Source organism: Streptomyces griseoluteus, from assembly GCF_004784465.1.
Lineage (GTDB): Bacteria > Actinomycetota > Actinomycetes > Streptomycetales > Streptomycetaceae > Streptomyces > Streptomyces griseoluteus.
Genome location: NZ_SRRU01000006.1, coordinates 453038 through 469108, shown reverse-complemented (window position 1 = coordinate 469108; position 16071 = coordinate 453038). Strand labels below are relative to the sequence as shown.

Genomic DNA, 16071 nt, shown 5'->3' with positions numbered 1-16071 from the left:
CCCGTTGAGGCTTCAGGCGCCCTCGGGGTCAGCCCGTCGGGTTCACCACCATGGCCGAGCCGCCGCCGCGCCGGGTCGTCTCGGCGGCGGCCAGCCACTTGCCGTCCGGCAGCCGTTGGACGCCGGTCGCGGCGCCGATCTCCGGATTGAGCTTGAAACTGTGCCCGAGCTGTTCCAGCCGCTCCCGCAACGCGCTGTCGTACAGGGCGGGTTCGAGTTCCGTCTGGGCGGCGTTGCGCTGGCTGGCGCGGGGCGCGGCGATGGCGTCGACCAGCGGGAGCCCCCGGTCGAGGAACTCGGTGAGGGTCTGGAGCACGGTGGTGATGATGGTGGCGCCGCCGGGCGAACCGAGCGCCACCACGGGCCGGTTGTGCCGGTCCAGGACGATGGTCGGGGAGATCGAGGAGCGCGGGCGCTTGCCGGGGCCGGGCAGGTTGGGGTCGGGGACGCCGGGGCTCGCGGGGGCGAAGGAGAAGTCGGTCAGCTCGTTGTTGAGCAGGAAGCCCCGGCCGGGCACGGTGATGCCGCTGCCGCCGGTCTGCTCGATGGTGAGCGTGTAGGCGACCACGTTGCCCCACTTGTCGGAGACGGTGAGGTGGGTGGTGTTCTCGCCCTCGTACGTGGTCGGCGCGGCCTTGCCCCTGGTCGCGCAGGCGGCCGGGTGGCGCGGGTCGCCGGGGGCGAGCGGGCTGGTCAGGACGGCGTCGTCCTTGATCAGGCAGGCCCGTGAGTCGGCGAACCGCTGCGAGAGCAGCTGCTCGGTGGGTACGTCCTCGAAGGCGGGGTCCCCGACCCAGCGGCCCCGGTCGGCGAACGCGATCCGGCTCGCCTCGATGTACCGGTGCAGGTACTGGGTCTCGCTGGCCTTGGCGAGGTCGCTCTTCTCCAGGATGTTGAGCGCCTCGCCCACGGTGGTGCCGCCGGAGGAGGAGGGTGCGATGGAGTACACCTTCAGACCGCGGTACGAGGTGTCGGTGGGCCGCTGGAGTTTGGCGCGGTAGCTCGACAGGTCCTTGGCGGTCAGCTTGCCCGGGCGGGCGTTCCAGCCCGAGGAGGGGTCGACCGGGGGCTTGTTGACGGTGGCGACGATGTCCCGTCCGAGGTCGCCCCGGTAGACGGCGTCGGCACCCTTGCGGCCCAACTCCTGGTAGGTCTTGGCCAGGTCGGGATTCTTCAGGGTGGAGCCGACCACCGGGAGCTTGCCGCCGGGCAGGAACAGCCGTGCGGTGTCCGGGAAGTAGCGGAACCGGGTCTCGTTGGCCGCGGTCTGGGAGCGGAAGGTGTCGTCCACGGTGAAGCCGTCGCGGGCGATCCGCTCGGCCGGCCGCAGCACGCGGGCGAGGCTGCTGGTGCCCCAACTGCGCAGCGCGGTCTGCCAGGTGGCGGGCGTACCCGGTGTGCCGACACTCAGTCCGCTGCTGACCGCGTCCGCGAAGGGCAGCGGCTTGCCGTTCTCCAGGAACAGGTCGGAGCGGGCGCTGAGCGGGGCGGTCTCGCGGCCGTCGATGGTGTGCACGGTGCGGGACTTGGCGTCGTAGTAGACGAAGTAGCCGCCTCCGCCGACGCCCGCCGAGTACGGCTCCGTGACGCCCAGGGCGGCGGCGGTGGCCACGGCCGCGTCGACCGCGTTGCCGCCATTGCGCAGCACCTCGATACCGGCCGCGCTGGCGTCGGCGTCCACGCTGGAGACCGCGCCGCCGTAGCCGACCGCCACGGGCACCTTCCCGCCGGGCCCGCCCGCCGCTGCCGGCGGGGCGGCTGCCCCCATCGAGGCGACGGCGGCCAAGGCCACCAGCATCGCCGCATTCCGTGTACCAGGACGACCCATCCGAACCTCCCGAGACCACTGTCCGCGCAGCGTAACCAGATCCCCAAGGCCCCCGACAGTATGCCTCGCGCCCCGGAACCCCGCATGCCGGCTCAGTCCGCCCGGATGGTGTCCACGGCCATCACGGGGTCGACCGGCGCCACCAGTTCGCGCGTGACGACCTCCACCAGCTCCCCCGGAGCCCCTCCCCCGCTCAGCCCGCTCACGTACGCGAGGGCCTGTCCGAGCGCCAGCACGGGCACCCGCTGCCGCAGCAGCCGCGCGGCGGGAATCCGGCCCTGCTCCGCTGTGGCCGCCCGCACCTCGTCGTCCAAGTCGTCCACGGCGGTCCGCAGGGTCTCGCCCCGGATGCGCACCCGGTAGTCGGTCTCCCATGCCCCCGACGCCCAGGAGACGGCCCCGACCGTGTGCAGCCCGCCGTCCACCCGGTCGACCAGGTACGGGCCCGCTCCGACCAGCAGGAAGGCTGTGTCGCGGGTCCGCACGTACTCCGCCGTCGCCACCTCGACGATCCACACCAGTTCGTGCCGCACGGCGCTCACGACGACCAGGTCATGCGGCCGCACCCCCAGCGCGGCCTCCCGCCGGAACTCGCGCTCCAGCTCCTCCTCGACGATCCGCACCGCGGCATCCAGCTCGATCACGTGCCCAGCATCGCGCACGAGGCCCACGCCCCGCCCTTGTGTATTCCCGGACCCGCTAGCATCCCGCCGCATGAACGACGACGTGCGCAACATCGTCCTGGGTGTCATAGCCGCCGGCATCAGTGCCGCGATCGGGTGGGTGGCCCGGACCTATCTGTGGCGGCGGAAGCTGCGGCGGAAGCAGGAGTTCTTCGGGTTGCCGGACAACTCGGAGACGCTGTTCGTCGTGAACAGGGACCCGGGGGCGACGGAGCCGGCGGTGCACCGGTTCGACGTGTTCGCGCTGCTGGAGCTGTCCGCGCTCATCAAGGACTGCGGCGCGAACATGCAGTTGATGACGCAGGACGTGTCGCACCAGGGCTTCGGCGAGCGCACGGAGTTCTGCGTGGGCGGTCCGGCCTCCAACCGGCGGATGCTCGCCCACATGTCGGCGATGCTGCCGGGGGTGCGGATGAACACCGAGAAGGAGAAGGGGCCGAACCGGGGCGCGTTCCGGATCGGTACGGAGACCTACCGGATGGAGCCCGGTACGACCGAGTACGTGCTGCTGGCCAAGGTCGCGGCGGGCCGGCAGACGCGGCCGGTGTTCCTGTTCTGCGGGCAGCGGGCGATCACCAACCAGGCGGCGACGCGCTATCTGGCCCGTAACCACGAGCGGTTGGCCCGCAAGCACGGCTCGCACTCGTTCGTGCTGCTGCTGAAGGTGGTCAACTCCCAGGCGTACGGCCCCGACCTGGTCGAGCTGGTCGCCGACGTCACGCGGGCGGCGCAGGCCCCGTTCCCGGAGACCGAGGAGACGCCGGCTCAGGTGACGCCCGCCCCGTAGCGTGCAACCGTCTTCAATTATTGTTACCCGTACGTAACTTACCGACGGGTTACTTGAGGTAAGAACAAGCGTTTACTGTCGGGTCACTTTCGCACTGGCACGCGTCAGGAGTGACCATGGCATCCGCTCGTAACCCCCTGCGCACCTGCGCCGTCGGCACCGTCTCGGCGGCGCTGGTCGCCGGCGCGGTCGTCGGGCTGGCGCCCGCGGCCCAGGCGGCCCCCGCCGTACGGTTCGTCGACATTCCCGGTGACGGGGGCACCGTACTGAAGGCGAACGTCGTCACCCCGGCGGGCTCCGGCAGCCATCCGCTGCTCGTGCTGCCCACGAGCTGGGGCTTCCCGCAGGCCGAGTACCTCGCCCAGGCCCGGAAGCTCGCCGACTCCGGCTATGTGGTGCTCTCCTACAACGTGCGCGGCTTCTGGCAGTCCGGCGGCGAGATCGAGGTGGCCGGGGCGCCCGACGTGGCGGACGCCTCCAAGGTGATCGACTGGGCGCTGGCCAACACCCCCGCCGATTCCACCCGCATCGGCATGGCGGGCGTCTCCTACGGCGCGGGCATCAGCCTCCTCGCCGCCGCCCACGACCGGCGGATCAGGGCCGTGGCCGCCCTCAGCGGCTGGGCCGACCTGATCAGCTCGATCTACTCCGGCCGCACCCAGCACGTCCAGGCGGTCGCGCTGCTGGACGGCGCCGGAGCGGTCACCGGCCGCCAGAGCCCGGAGTTCCGGCAGGTCTTCGACCGCTTCTACGCCTCCGACCTCTCCCAGGAGCAGAACCTCATCGACTGGGGCGAGCGCCGCTCCGCCGTGACGTACCTGGACCGGCTCAACGCGAGCAAACCCGCCGTCATGCTCGCCAACGCCTGGAGCGACTCGGTCTTCCCGGCCAACCAGTACGCGAGCTTCTACGAGAAGCTGACCGGTCCCAAGCGCCTCCAGTTGCGCCCCGGCGACCACGCCACCCCCGAGCTGACCGGCCTGTTCGGACTGCCCAACGACGTCTGGAAGGACACCGGCCGCTGGTTCGACCACTACCTCCGGGGCGTGGACAACGGCGTCGACCGCGAGCAGCCCGTCCAGCTGGAGTCCCGCACCGGCGGCGGCTACGAGGGCTACCCGGACTGGAAGTCGGTCGCCGCCACCGACCGCAAGATCGCGCTGACGGGCAGCACCACCATCCACACCAACGTCGACTCCGGCGCGGACGGCGGGATCGTCCTGCTCTCCGGCCTCGTGGACCAGTTCACCAAGCTGCCCCCGATGGCCTCCATCCCGCTGCTCCCGCGCCGCTGGGCGGCCGTCTGGCAGTCGGAGCGGTACGCAGCGCCCCAACGGGTGCGCGGGACCGCCAGGCTGCACACCACGCTCACCCCGACCGCCGAGAGCGGCACCTTCGTGGCCTACCTGTACGACGTGGGCCCGCTCGGCATCGGCAAGCTGGTCACCCACGCGCCCCTGACCTGGCACGGCCGTACGCCCGGCCAGCCGTTCGGGGTGGACCTGGACCTGTTCTCCACGGCCTACGACGTCCCGGCCGGGCACCGGCTGGCCCTGGTGGCCGACACGGTCGATCCGCTCTACATCGAGCACAACCCGTCCGGCGCGCGGCTGACCTTCTCCTCGCCGGAGGGCGACCCGTCGTACGTGTCGGTCCCCCTGCGCGAGCAGTGATCTCCGGCCGCCGCCGGACGAGCATGGCCCGTGTGGACCGCTGCCTTCGTCACGGCTTCGGAGCCGTGGGTGGCTCCCCACCCGGCAGCGGCGCCCCAGGGCCGGGCGCGGCGACAACCACGGCCTCGGTCTTGGGACTGCGCTGCTCCCGGCGGGACACCCAGACGGCGAACCACGAGAGCAGCATGCACATCCCGATGTAGATCGGCGAGATCACCATCACCACGGGGATGAACGGCAAATCGTAGTCGAGGTTCGAGGCGATGAGCTTCCCGGCGTGGAGGAACTCCTCGTAGGTGATGAGGAAGCCCAGCGACGTGTCCTTCAGCGCGACCACCAACTGGCTGATGATCGCTGGCAACATGGCGCGTACCGCCTGCGGTACGAGCACATAGGACATGACCTGGGTTTTTCTCATGCCGAGAGCGAACGCGGCCTCACGCTGGCCGCGTTCGACCGCGTTGACACCGGAGCGGAAGACCTCGGCGAGCACCGAGCCGTTGTAGAGGGTCAGTCCGGCGACGAGGGCGGGCAGCGGCTGCACCTTGAGCGCCACGAAGATGAAGAAGATCATCACCAGTACGGGCATCGCGCGGAAGAACTCCACCACGAGCGTGGCCAGCCAGCGCACCGGCGCGTGGTCGGAGAGGCGTCCGGCGGCGAGCACCCCACCGAGGGCGAGGGAGAGCACGGCGGCCATGGCGAACGCCTTGAGGGTGTTGCCGAGGCCGCGCAGCAGCAGTTCCTGGATGCCCTTGTACTCGAACGGCATCCACTTGGTGGCAGTGAACTGGCCGGTGGAGAACAGCAGATGGAGCACCCAGGCGGCCAGGCCCAGCAACACGGCGGTGGACAGCACCGCGTACACCGCGTGCCGCCGCCGGGTGGTGGGGCCGGGGACGTCGTAGAGCGCGGTGGTCCGGGTCGTCATCGGGCCACTCCCCACTTGCGCTCCAGCAGGTTGAACAGGGCGCTGATGGCGAGCGTGATGATCAGGTAGCCGACCGCGATCCAGACGAAGGTCCAGATGATGTTGTAGCCCAGCTCGCTCAACGTCTTGTAGGTGCCGAGCAGTTCGGTGACGCTGAAGGCGCCGGCGATGGCGGAGTTCTTGGCCAGCGCGATCAGGGTGGAGCCGACGGGCGGGATCACCGAGCGGAACGCCTGCGGGAGCACGATCACGCCGAGCGTCTGCGCGAAGGTCATGCCGAGGCTGCGGGCCGCCTCCCCCTGGCCCCTGGGCACGGTGTTGATGCCGGAACGCAGCGCCTCGCAGATGAAGGCGGAGGTGTAGCAGCCCAGCGCGAGGACCGCGAACGCCTGGAAGGGCAGCACGAGTCCGAACCGGGGCAGCCCGAGCAGCACCGCGAAGAACAGCAGGGTGAGCGGCGTGTTGCGCAGCACGGTCACCCACACCGTGCCGAAGGCCCGCAGCGAGGCCACGGGCGCGACCCGGAAGGACGCCATCAGGAAGCCGAGCGCGAGGGCCAGCAGCGAGGCGTAGACGGTCAGTTCGACCGTGCCGAGGAATCCCTCGGCGTAGATGGCGAAGTTGTCTGTCAGTACGTTCATGGCGTCCTCGGTCAGCTCGCCGGGTAGCGGTCGATGGGCGGCGGCTCCGGCGCGGGCACGCCGGACAGGCCGAGCGTGGCGTCGTACGCCCTCTTCCAGTCGCCGTTCTTCTCGCGGGCGGCGAGGGCGTTGTCCAGGGCGAAGCGCAGGGCGTTGTCGGTCCGCGGGACGCCGATGCCGTACGGCTCCTTCGAGAACGGCTTGCCGACGACCTTGAGTTCGTCGGGTGCTTTGGCCGCGTAGCCGATGAGGATGGCGTCGTCGGTGGTGACCGCGTCGACCTGGTAGGTGAGCAGGTTGTCGACGCAGACCGAGTAGGTGTCGTAGGCGACCAGGACCGCCTTCGGGTAGTCGTCCTTGATGCGCTGGTACGGGGTCGATCCGGCCGCCGAGCAGACGCGTTTGCCGGCGAGGTCCTCGGGCCCGTGGATGTCGTCGGTGTCCTTGCGGACCAGCAGGGACTGGCCGGCCATGTAGTACGGGCCGGCGAAGCCCACCAGCTTCTTGCGGTTGGCGTTGATGGTGTAGGTGCCGACGTAGTAGTCGATCTGGCCGTTCTGCAGGGCCGTCTCACGGTTGGCGGAGGCGATGGTGCGGAAGCGGACGCTGTCGCCGGGGAAGCCGAGGGAGGCGGACAGCATCTTGGCGATCTCGATGTCGAAGCCGGAGTACCGGCCGGTCGCCGGGTCCTTCTCGCCGAGGTAGGGCTGGTCCTCCTTGGCGCCGACGACGAAGTGGCCGCGCTTCTTGGCGCGGGTCCAGGTCGGGGAGCCGGGCAGCCTGAAGTTCCGGTCCACCGCGTAGTGCGGCAGCTGGTCGGGGGCGGGGCCCTTGGCGGGCGGGCTGCCGTCCTTGCCGCAGGCGGCGGCCAGCAGGACGAGCGGGGCGAGGAGCAGGGCGATGGCGCGGGGCGCGCGGGTGTGGCGGGACATGGGTCGCACTCCCCCGGTCAGTGCTTGAGGATCTTGGAGAGGAAGTCCTTGGCCCGCTCGCTGCGCGGGGCGGTGAAGAACTCCTCGGGGCTGCGGTCCTCCACGATCCGGCCGTCGGCCATGAAGACCACGCGGTTGGCGGCGGAGCGGGCGAAGCCCATCTCGTGGGTGACGACGATCATGGTCATGCCCTCGCGCGCGAGCTGCTGCATGACCTCCAGCACCTCGTTGATCATCTCGGGGTCGAGCGCGGAGGTGGGCTCGTCGAAGAGCAGCGCCTTGGGGTCCATGGCGAGAGCGCGGGCGATGGCCACACGCTGCTGCTGGCCGCCGGAGAGCTGGGCGGGGTACTTGTCGGCGTGGGCGGACAGCCCGACCCGGTCGAGGAGTTCACGGGAGCGGCGGTCGGCGTCGGCCTTCTTGCGGCCGCGTACCTTGGTCTGCGCGAGGGAGACGTTCTCCAGGACCGTCTTGTGGGCGAAGAGGTTGAACGACTGGAAGACCATGCCCACTTCGGCTCGCATCCTGGCCAGCGCCCGGCCCTCCTCGGGGAGCGGCTGCCCGTCGAGCGTGATGGTGCCGGACTCGATGGTCTCCAGCCGGTTGATGGCCCGGCACAGCGTCGACTTCCCCGACCCGGAGGGGCCGATGACCACGACCACCTCCCCCTTGCCGACGGTCAGGTCGATGTCCTGGAGGACATGAAGCTCCCCGAAGTGCTTGTTGACGTCACGCAGTTCGATCAACGGATCGACGGCCATCCGCAGCCCTACTCACTCTCGCCGAGTCGTAGTGGCCGAAACTATCCAGACCATGGCGGACCATGTGGACGACACGCACTTGGGGGCATTAGCCGTATTTAAGCCCGGTTGTGCGGCGCCGGGACCATGCGGGGATCAGGGTTCGGCGATCTCCGCGTAGAGCTGGGACAGCTCGGGAAGGCCGCTGGTGGCCCACTGACGGCCGGGCTCGGTGACCTCGAACTCCCGGCCGGAGGGGAGCCGCAGAACCGGTTCTCCGCCCCGTCTGATGCGCCAGACGGCGCCGGGTACGGTGCGCACGACCACGGTGCCCAGGTAGAGCCCGGCGTCGTGGCCGAGCCAGGGCAGCGTCTCGGGGTCGTCGCGCCAGAGCGGGACGAGCTGGTCCAGGGCCTCCAGGGAGGCCGGGGTGTCGTCCAGGCGGACGCCCGCCCGGTCCGCCTGGGAGCGCAGCAGTTCGCACTCGGAGAGCAGCGCGGCGATGGCCTCGGGGTCGGCCGGGAGCGCCGCGTCACCGCGCTTGCCGCGCCGGGGGCCCAGGAACGGGATGTTCATGGACCCCAGCGTGGCATCAGACGTCGAGGTCGACCACCACCGGCGCGTGATCGGACGCGCCCTTGCCCTTGCGCTCCTCGCGGTCGACGTAGGCGTCCTTGACCGCCGCGGCGAACGGGCCGTTGCCGTACACCAGGTCGATGCGCATGCCCCGGTTCTTGGGGAAGCAGAGCTGGCGGTAGTCCCAGTACGTGAAGGGGTGGTCGTACTTCAGCGGGCGGGGCACCACGTCGCTCAGGCCACTCTCGCGCAGCGCGGCCAGGGCGGCGCGCTCGGCGGGGGTGACATGGGTGGCGCTCTCGAAGGCGGCACGGTCGTAGACGTCGTCGTCGGCCGGGGCGATGTTGTAGTCACCGAGTACGGCGAAGGGGCGGGCGCCCGCCGCGTCCCCGGCGACAGCCGTCCTCAGGGCTTCGAGCCACTGGAGCTTGTACGCGTAGTGCGGGTGGCCGACCTCGCGGCCGTTGGGCACGTACACCGACCAGACGCGGACCGGGCCGCAGGTGGCCGACACGGCGCGGGGCTCCTGGGCGCCCTCGTAGCCGGGGTCGCCGGGCAGGCCCTTGACCACGTCCTCCAGGCCGACGCGGGAGAGCACCGCCACGCCGTTCCACCGGCCGGTGGCGTGGACCGCCGACTCGTAACCCAGCTCGCGCAGGGCCTCGACCGGGAACTGCTCCTCGGCGACCTTGGCCTCCTGGAGACAGAGCACGTCGGTGCCGCTGCTCTCCAGCCAGGCCAGCAGCCTCGGGAGACGGGCGGTGATCGAGTTCACGTTCCAGGTGGCGATACGCATGTCCCACAACCTACCCGCCGGGTGTGACAACCGGCCTCACAGCTGGGCGGAGGTCCCCGGTGCCAGGCGCAGGTGCTCGGCGTCGGCCAGGCCGCCGATCTGGCGGTCGTAGATCGGGCGGGCCAGGTCGGTGAGGAGGGCGTCGTGGACGTCGTAGGCCCGGCGGGGACCGACCTCGCGCACGTACTCGATCACCTCGGAGATCTTGTTCCACGGCGCCATCACCGGCAGCATCAGGGTCTCCACGGCCTGGTCGGGGACGGTGAGGGCGTCGCCGGGGTGGAAGACCTTGCCGCCGTCGATCAGATAGCCGACGTTGGTGATGCGCGGGATGTCCGGGTGGATCACGGCGTGCAGTTCGCCGTGGACCTGGACGTCGAAGCCGGCGGCGGTGAAGGTGTCGCCGTGGCCGACGGTGTGCACCCGGCCGGGGAAGGCGGCCGCGAGCTGGTCCGCGACCGACTTCAGGGTCCAGATCCCGGCCTCCGGATTCGCCTCCAGCGCGGCGCGCAGCCGGCCCTCGTCGAAGTGGTCCGGGTGCTCGTGGGTGACGAGGACGACGTCCGCGCCGACCGCCGCGTCCGGCTCGCTGAAGTTGCCGGGGTCGATGACGAGCGTCCGGCCGTCCTTCTCCAGGCGGACGCAGGAGTGGGACTTCTTGGTGAACTTCATGACTTCCCGTCCTGTCGTCGGTCCGCTATCCGTCTCCATCGTGCCGCCTCGGACGGCCGGCGGCCTCACTCGGCGGGCGTGGTCTCCTCGCGGATGACCTGCTGGGCCACGCGGAAGGCGCTGCTCGCCGCCGGGACACCGCAGTAGACGGCGGCCTGCAGCAGCACCTCCTTGATCTCCTGCGGGGTGAGGCCGTTGCGGAGCGCGGCGCGGGTGTGGACGGCCAGGTCCTCCAGGTGTCCGCCCGCGACCAGCGCGGTGAGCGTGACGCAGCTGCGGGACTTGCGGTCCAGGCCCGGCCGGTCCCAGACCTCGCCCCAGGCGTAACGGGTGACGAGTTCCTCGAAGTCGCCGGAGAACTCGTCGGCCCGCGCGAGCACGCCCTCGACATGCGCGTCGCCCAGTACCTCACGGCGGATCTTGAGGCCCGTCTCGTACCGGTCCGGCGGTGCGACCGGCTGCGGCGGCACGGCGGCGGGGGCGATCTCGGCTACCGGCCCGGTGCGCGGGGCTGCGGCCGGGGCGGGTACGGGGGCCGGGGTGGGCATGGCGACCGGCGTGGGGGCGGCCGGGACCGTGACGGGCGCGGCGGCGGCCGGGAGCGCGGTCTGGCCGGTGTCGAAGGGCTGCTGCCAGGCGGTGGAGAAGTGCCGGACCAGCAGGTCGGTGACGGCGGCGGGCTGCTCGACCGGCACCAGGTGGGAGGCGCCGGGCACGACCGCGAGCCGGGCGTCCGGGATGCCGGCGACCAGCGTGCGGGCCTCGGCGGGCCCGGTGACCTGGTCCTCGGAGCCGACCAGCACCAGCGTGGGCACGCCGATACGGCCCAGCTCCGCACGCACGTCGAAGGCGGCGAGCGCCTCGCAGGCGGCGATGTAGCAGCCGGGGTCGGTGGTGCGGACCATCTGCACCGCCCACTCGGTGATCGCGGGCTGCGCGGCGGCGAAGCCCCCGGTGAACCAGCGGTCGGGCGCGCTTCGCGCGATCGGGTCGAGGCCGTTCGTGCGTACGATCACGCCCCGCTGACGGAACTCGTCCGGCGTGCCGAACCGGGGCGATGCGGCGACCAGCGCGAGCGAGGCGAGCCGCTCGGGGTGACGCAGGGCCAGCTCGATGCCGACGGCGCCGCCGAGGGCGCAGCCCGCGTAGCCGAAGCGCTGCACGCCGAGGCTGTCCAGGGTGGCCAGCAGGCGCGTGGCCAGCTCCGCGACCGAACCGGCCGGGTGGGCCGGGGCCCCGCCGTGGCCGGGCAGATCGAAGCGCAGGACCCGCCACTGCTTGACCAGTTCCGGCACCTGGCGGTCGAACATGTGCCAGGTGGTACCCAGGGAGGGGCCCAAGATCAGTACGGGAGCCTCTTCCGGCCCGTCAAAGCGGTATTGCAGGGTGCTGGACGTACTCTCACTCACCCTGCTCACGCTCTCACATCTCACAATTTCTCACGCACTGGGGTCTCAACTCCGTGCAGGCCATCCCATTTTGAGGCGGCCTTGCGAAGATCCTCTGCATAAGGCTTCACATGCCACCGCTCGGTGGCGGTCACGTTGGTGTGTGCCCACCCGCGTGACTTTTCGCTCTGCTTTTCGAGCCTTACGCCCTGGAAACCTCAGCAGGAGTTCTGCTGCGCCTGGAACACCAGGAGTGCCAGCTGGACCCGGTTGTCCAAGCCGGTCTTGGTGAGCGCGCGGGAGATGTGCGTCTTGACCGTGCCTTCGCTCATGAAGAGCGCCTTCGCGATTGTCGCGTTGGAAGCGCCTTCGGCGACAGCCTCGGCGACGGCACGTTCCCGTTCGGTGAGCGCCTCCGATGTCCGCTGAGCTCTGGCGCCGGCGGAATCGTCGGCTGTGCGAGTGTGGCGTGCCACGAGTTGGCGGGTGACCGTCGCCGAGAACGCGGATTCTCCCGATGCGGCAAGGTGAACCGCGTGGCAGAGCTCTTGCGGCGCGACATCTTTGAGCAGGTATCCGCTCGCGCCGGCCTGCAATGCGTCGAGGGGGGGATGGACCCGACCACGGACGGCCCTCTGGCGGCCGCCATGGCCTTGGCTCACGGTCCGATCGCACACCTGTGGATCGCGATGTTCTTCCTCGGGTTCGCCCGTGCCGCGCAGCAGTTCATGAGCGCCGCGTCACCGGTGGTGCCACGCTGGGCCCTGCGCGGTGCCGTTGTCGTCGGAGTCATCAACCTGCTGGCCGTCCCGTCGCTCTACTTCGGCATGGACGCCACCCACTTCTACGCCGTCAACGGGTGGGGCGCGGATGCCCTCGTCGGTCTGCTCACTCTGGTCTGGGTCGGCTTCCTCGGCCTGGGCATCCACCGGGCTCGCAAGAACCGGGCTCCCATGCTGACTTGACGGGTCGGCCGGTTCTCAGCGGCGGCCGGGCACACCCTTCCGGGGGGCCCGAGGGGGGGGCGTTCGGTCAGCGGGACATGCGGTCCGCGGGGGAAGTGGGGCGTTCGGGCGGTGACTTCGGCCCGGCTGGGACGCATACCCACGCGACGGCCGCCGCGGCCAGATAGGCGAGGGCTCCGATGGCCATGCTGGTGCGAAGTCCGGTGCCGTAGTCGCCGCCGGTGGCCAGCAGGCTGCCGCCGAGGGCCACCCCGGTCGCGCTGCCGATCTGGCGGGCGGTGTTGAACAGTGCGGAGGCGGCCCCCGCGTACTCCGGGGGCGCGGCACCCATCACCGTGGCGGTCGAGCCGGTGAGCGCGAAGGACGTACCGAACCCGGCGGCCATCATCGGGGCCACCAGCAGGGGGTAGGCCGGATCGGTACCCGCCGCGGCCCAGCCGGCCAGCCCCAGCGCGCCGAGGAACATGCCGGAGACCACCAGCGGACGGTGACCGGTGCGGCGGGCGAGCCGTCCGGACAGGATGGAGGCGAACATCGTCATCGCCACGGCCGGGAACAGCGCCAGCCCGGTCCTGAGGGCGCCGAAGCCGCGCTGGTGCTGGAAGTCCAGGCTGGCGGTGAACACCATGCCGTAGAAGCCGAAGTTGAACAGCAGGCCGATGACGGCCCCGCCGACCATCGTGCGGGAGCCGAGCAGGCGCGGCGGAAGGCCGGGGGAACGGGCGACGCGCTCGCGCCACACGAACGCCGCGACGGCGGGCACGACCAGGCCCAGCCCGGCGAGCACGAGGGGATCGGACCAGCCGCGCCGGCCGGCCTCGTTCAGCGCGCCGGTCAGCAGGGCCACCGCCACCACCACGGCACACTGCGCCGGCCAGTCCAGGGACCGGCCGGGGTGACGCGGCGAGGGTGCCACGTGCCGCCAGGTCAGAAACAGGCAGGCCACGCCGACGGGCAGATTGATCAGGAAGACCCAGCGCCAGCCCACGGTGGACACCAGCAGCCCGCCCAGCAACGGTCCGGCGGAGGCCGCGACACCGGCCATCGACCCCCACAGTCCGAAGGCCCGCGAACGTGCGGCGGGCAGCGGGTACGCCTCCTGGAGGAGGGCGAGCGAGCCGGGGACGATCAGCGCCGCACCGAGCCCTTCCACCAGCCGGGCCGCGATGAGGAAGGCGGCGCTCGGCGCGAACGCGCAGGCGGCCGAGGCCACCGTGAACACCGAGACGCCCGCCCTGAAGACGCGCCGGTTGCCCAGGCGGTCGCCCAGCGCGCCACCGGTCATCAGGAATCCGGCGAAGACCAGGGTGTACCCGTCCGTGATCCACTGGATGCCGGTGAGCGAGGCCGGCAGTTCCCGGCCCACCACGGGCACGGCGACGTTGATGACCGTGACGTCCAGGATGACCATGAAGTATCCCGTGCACACGGCCAGCAGCGGCGCCACGGACCGCCGCACGGCCGGCGGAGCTCCTGGGGGCCCGGACGCGCCGCCGGTCGACTCCGCGAAGGGCACGACACCGGCTCCGTTCTGTCCTCGGGAACCCGGGCGGCCATCATGCCAAGGGGATCGCGGGTGCCGGGCCAGGACGCGCCCGGGGAACTCCCGGTCCGTCCCGGCTCACCGCCCTGCCTGCCTCCGGCGCTGCCGCCTTCAGCCGCACCCGGAGCAGGTGCTCGACGATCCGCGGCGGGTCGAGTGGTCGGGGGAGCCGACGGGCACGCCGAGACTCGAGCGCAGGCCCAGCGGGCACCGCGGCGCATGATCGCGGTGACCGGCATGACCGAGCAGGAGGCCCGCGCACATCGAGCAGGCGGGACAGGGCGTGCGGCGGCAGGTCGATCGTCTGCGGGACCGACTCCTCAGCCCTGCCGGTGCCGACGCCGGGGGCGGGGGTACAGCAGGGGATCGTCCGAAGGGACGGGGTCGTGGGCGGTCGGCGAGAAGTCGTCGTCGGTGACGTGGGCGGCGGCCTCCTCGGCACTGGCCGCTCCCCCGTCGATGCCAACGTCGTAGGCGACCTCGTCTGCCTCGGTGTCGGGATGTGCGCCCTCGTCCGGGGCCATCAGGCGGCCGGCGCGCGCCTCACCCGCCTCCGGGTCGATGAGCTCGCCGTCACCGCCGGGCAGGTCGCCCACCCCGTCACCCTCCGGCTCCCGGACATCCGGCTCCTCCTGGGCCAACCGCTGGTCGAGGCTCTCGCCCGCCCGCTGCTCGGCTGCGGTGGTGCCGTACTTGGTGACGCCGAGCGGCTTCTCCGGCGGGGAGTACCCCTCGTCGAGGAGTTCGTCGTAGCTCGGTTCCTCGACCGCGTCCTCCAGGTCGTCCAACCGCGCGGCGTCCTCTTCACGCACGTCGTTGTTGGTCGGCTGGTAGACGTCGTCGGCCATCGGATCGGTGTCCATGAGTGGCCTCCCTCCATCGAGTGGCTCCCAGGAACGTCGACATCCGCGTTTCCGGGTATGGCCGTCCCAACCAAACTGCTTGGCCGGAGCAGTGGCTGCACTCCGGACAGCGAGCGGGGAATTACCCTCCGGTCAGTCTCGAAGGGTCAATCAGCGGGCCTGTCATCACACCCGCCCAGAGTGTGATCGCCGTTGAGGCTGTCCGCCGACGGTATCGGCAGGCTACTCCTCGGGCTCCCAGGCGATCAGCTGCTCGAACACCCGCTGGTCGCCCTCGATCTTCAGGTCGCTCAGGGTGAGGCGGCCCCAGACGAAGAGGAGCAGCTGCTCGGCCGTGCCCGTGGCCGAGGCGGAGGCGGGCGCGGCGTCGTCCGTGAGGGGTGCGGGCCAAGCGCCCGTGCCGTCCAGCGCGAGGAGCCAGGAGCGGCCCTCGGTGGCGTGGTAGTGGATGGTGGCGGCCTCGTGCGGCCAGGCAGCCGGGGTGGAGTTGCAGGTGTCGAGAAACTCGGCCACGCCGTCGATCGCGACGTCCACAGGCATCGGCTGCACGGCGCCTGCGGCGAGCTGGGCGTCGTAGGTGTGCACCAGCACCTCGTGCACCCGGCGCCGGGCAACGCCCCGGGCATTCGCCGGGGACACGCCGAGGCTCCACCACGCCCAGCACTCGCGCTCCGGGCCGGCCTCGCGCAGCGCACTCAGCAGCAGCTCGTTCGACTCGGCGTACCAGGCCAGCAGCGCCTCGAGATCGTGCGGCACCTCCGCGGCATCCTTGGCCGGCGGAGCCTCGGCCGGGCCCGCGGCGACGATCGCGGCCCACCAGCGCTGGCCCGTACCCAGGTGCTGCACCAGATGGAACACCGTCCACTCGGGGCAGGACGGCACCGGCGCGTCAAGGCTGGGCGCGGCGGCAACCGCACTCCGGAACGCAGCCGACCGCTCGTCGATCAGTTGCACCAGCGCGGAGAACTCAAGACTCTCTGTCACGTCGCTTGCCTACCACCCCAGCCCAGCCGACCGCACCCCGATTCTTCAGGCCGTCAGCCGCGGGAGCCG

17 protein-coding genes are annotated in these 16071 nt (G+C 71.3%); 3 read left to right on the top strand and 14 right to left on the bottom strand.

Annotated elements, in window-relative coordinates:
• Positions 1 to 28: 28 nt before the first annotated feature.
• Positions 29 to 1798 carry a gamma-glutamyltransferase gene (ggt, locus tag E5082_RS19285; RefSeq protein ID WP_373310049.1) on the bottom strand — a complete coding sequence of 590 codons (1770 nt, stop codon included), beginning with the start codon at positions 1796 to 1798 and terminating at the stop codon, positions 29 to 31.
• 122 nt (positions 1799 to 1920) lie between these two features.
• Positions 1921 to 2472 (bottom strand): YrhB domain-containing protein, encoded by a 552-nt coding sequence (locus E5082_RS19280; RefSeq protein ID WP_135792469.1) that lies wholly within the window; start codon positions 2470 to 2472, stop codon positions 1921 to 1923.
• Between the two features lie 70 nt (positions 2473 to 2542).
• Between E5082_RS19280 and E5082_RS19275 the strand changes: the two genes are divergently transcribed.
• A complete protein-coding gene (locus tag E5082_RS19275; protein WP_135792468.1) occupies positions 2543 to 3298 on the top strand; it encodes a hypothetical protein in 756 nt (251 codons plus the stop codon).
• A 116-nt stretch (positions 3299 to 3414) separates the two neighbouring features.
• The gene (locus E5082_RS19270) at positions 3415 to 4971 is read left to right on the top strand and encodes a CocE/NonD family hydrolase (RefSeq protein ID WP_135792467.1); all 1557 of its coding nucleotides are present in this window, start codon (positions 3415 to 3417) and stop codon (positions 4969 to 4971) included.
• Positions 4972 to 5020: 49 nt separating this feature from the next.
• Here E5082_RS19270 and E5082_RS19265 read toward each other — a convergent pair whose 3' ends face one another.
• The 9 genes from E5082_RS19265 to E5082_RS19225 all read right to left on the bottom strand — a co-directional run bounded on the left by E5082_RS19265 (position 5021) and on the right by E5082_RS19225 (position 12123).
• On the bottom strand, positions 5021 to 5902 hold the full coding sequence (locus tag E5082_RS19265) for an amino acid ABC transporter permease (RefSeq protein WP_135792466.1): 882 nt from the start codon (positions 5900 to 5902) through the stop codon (positions 5021 to 5023).
• Positions 5899 to 6543, bottom strand: a complete 645-nt coding sequence (locus E5082_RS19260) for an amino acid ABC transporter permease (RefSeq protein WP_135792465.1) — start codon at positions 6541 to 6543, stop codon at positions 5899 to 5901. The genes E5082_RS19265 and E5082_RS19260 overlap by 4 nt, the downstream gene beginning before the upstream one ends.
• An 11-nt stretch (positions 6544 to 6554) precedes the next feature.
• Entirely contained in the window at positions 6555 to 7475 is a 921-nt protein-coding gene (locus E5082_RS19255) for a glutamate ABC transporter substrate-binding protein (RefSeq protein ID WP_135792464.1), read from the bottom strand.
• 17 nt (positions 7476 to 7492) lie between these two features.
• Positions 7493 to 8236, bottom strand: coding sequence for an amino acid ABC transporter ATP-binding protein (locus E5082_RS19250; RefSeq protein ID WP_135792463.1), 744 nt, complete (start codon positions 8234 to 8236; stop codon positions 7493 to 7495).
• Positions 8237 to 8371: 135 nt separating this feature from the next.
• Positions 8372 to 8791, bottom strand: a complete 420-nt coding sequence (locus tag E5082_RS19245; RefSeq protein ID WP_135792462.1) for a DUF6278 family protein — start codon at positions 8789 to 8791, stop codon at positions 8372 to 8374.
• A gap of 16 nt (positions 8792 to 8807) precedes the next feature.
• Positions 8808 to 9587: an exodeoxyribonuclease III gene (locus E5082_RS19240; RefSeq protein WP_135792461.1), complete on the bottom strand. Its 780-nt coding sequence runs from the start codon at positions 9585 to 9587 to the stop codon at positions 8808 to 8810.
• A gap of 36 nt (positions 9588 to 9623) precedes the next feature.
• Positions 9624 to 10259, bottom strand: coding sequence for an MBL fold metallo-hydrolase (locus E5082_RS19235; protein ID WP_135792460.1), 636 nt, complete (start codon positions 10257 to 10259; stop codon positions 9624 to 9626).
• 65 nt (positions 10260 to 10324) lie between these two features.
• A complete protein-coding gene (gene pcaDC, locus E5082_RS19230) occupies positions 10325 to 11668 on the bottom strand; it encodes a bifunctional 3-oxoadipate enol-lactonase/4-carboxymuconolactone decarboxylase PcaDC (protein ID WP_135792459.1) in 1344 nt (447 codons plus the stop codon).
• Positions 11669 to 11865: 197 nt separating this feature from the next.
• Positions 11866 to 12123, bottom strand: a complete 258-nt coding sequence (locus tag E5082_RS19225; RefSeq protein ID WP_229918878.1) for a response regulator transcription factor — start codon at positions 12121 to 12123, stop codon at positions 11866 to 11868.
• Positions 12124 to 12183: 60 nt separating this feature from the next.
• Between E5082_RS19225 and E5082_RS19220 the strand changes: the two genes are divergently transcribed.
• Positions 12184 to 12612: a hypothetical protein gene (locus E5082_RS19220; protein WP_229918883.1), complete on the top strand. Its 429-nt coding sequence runs from the start codon at positions 12184 to 12186 to the stop codon at positions 12610 to 12612.
• Between the two features lie 67 nt (positions 12613 to 12679).
• Here E5082_RS19220 and E5082_RS19215 read toward each other — a convergent pair whose 3' ends face one another.
• The 3 genes from E5082_RS19215 to E5082_RS19205 form a co-directional block, all read right to left on the bottom strand.
• The gene (locus E5082_RS19215; RefSeq protein WP_268255625.1) at positions 12680 to 14071 is read right to left on the bottom strand and encodes an MFS transporter; all 1392 of its coding nucleotides are present in this window, start codon (positions 14069 to 14071) and stop codon (positions 12680 to 12682) included.
• Positions 14072 to 14475: 404 nt separating this feature from the next.
• Positions 14476 to 15018 (bottom strand): DUF5709 domain-containing protein, encoded by a 543-nt coding sequence (locus tag E5082_RS19210; protein ID WP_229918853.1) that lies wholly within the window; start codon positions 15016 to 15018, stop codon positions 14476 to 14478.
• A gap of 222 nt (positions 15019 to 15240) precedes the next feature.
• Positions 15241 to 16002 (bottom strand): maleylpyruvate isomerase family mycothiol-dependent enzyme, encoded by a 762-nt coding sequence (locus E5082_RS19205; protein ID WP_135792458.1) that lies wholly within the window; start codon positions 16000 to 16002, stop codon positions 15241 to 15243.
• Positions 16003 to 16071 lie beyond the last annotated feature (69 nt).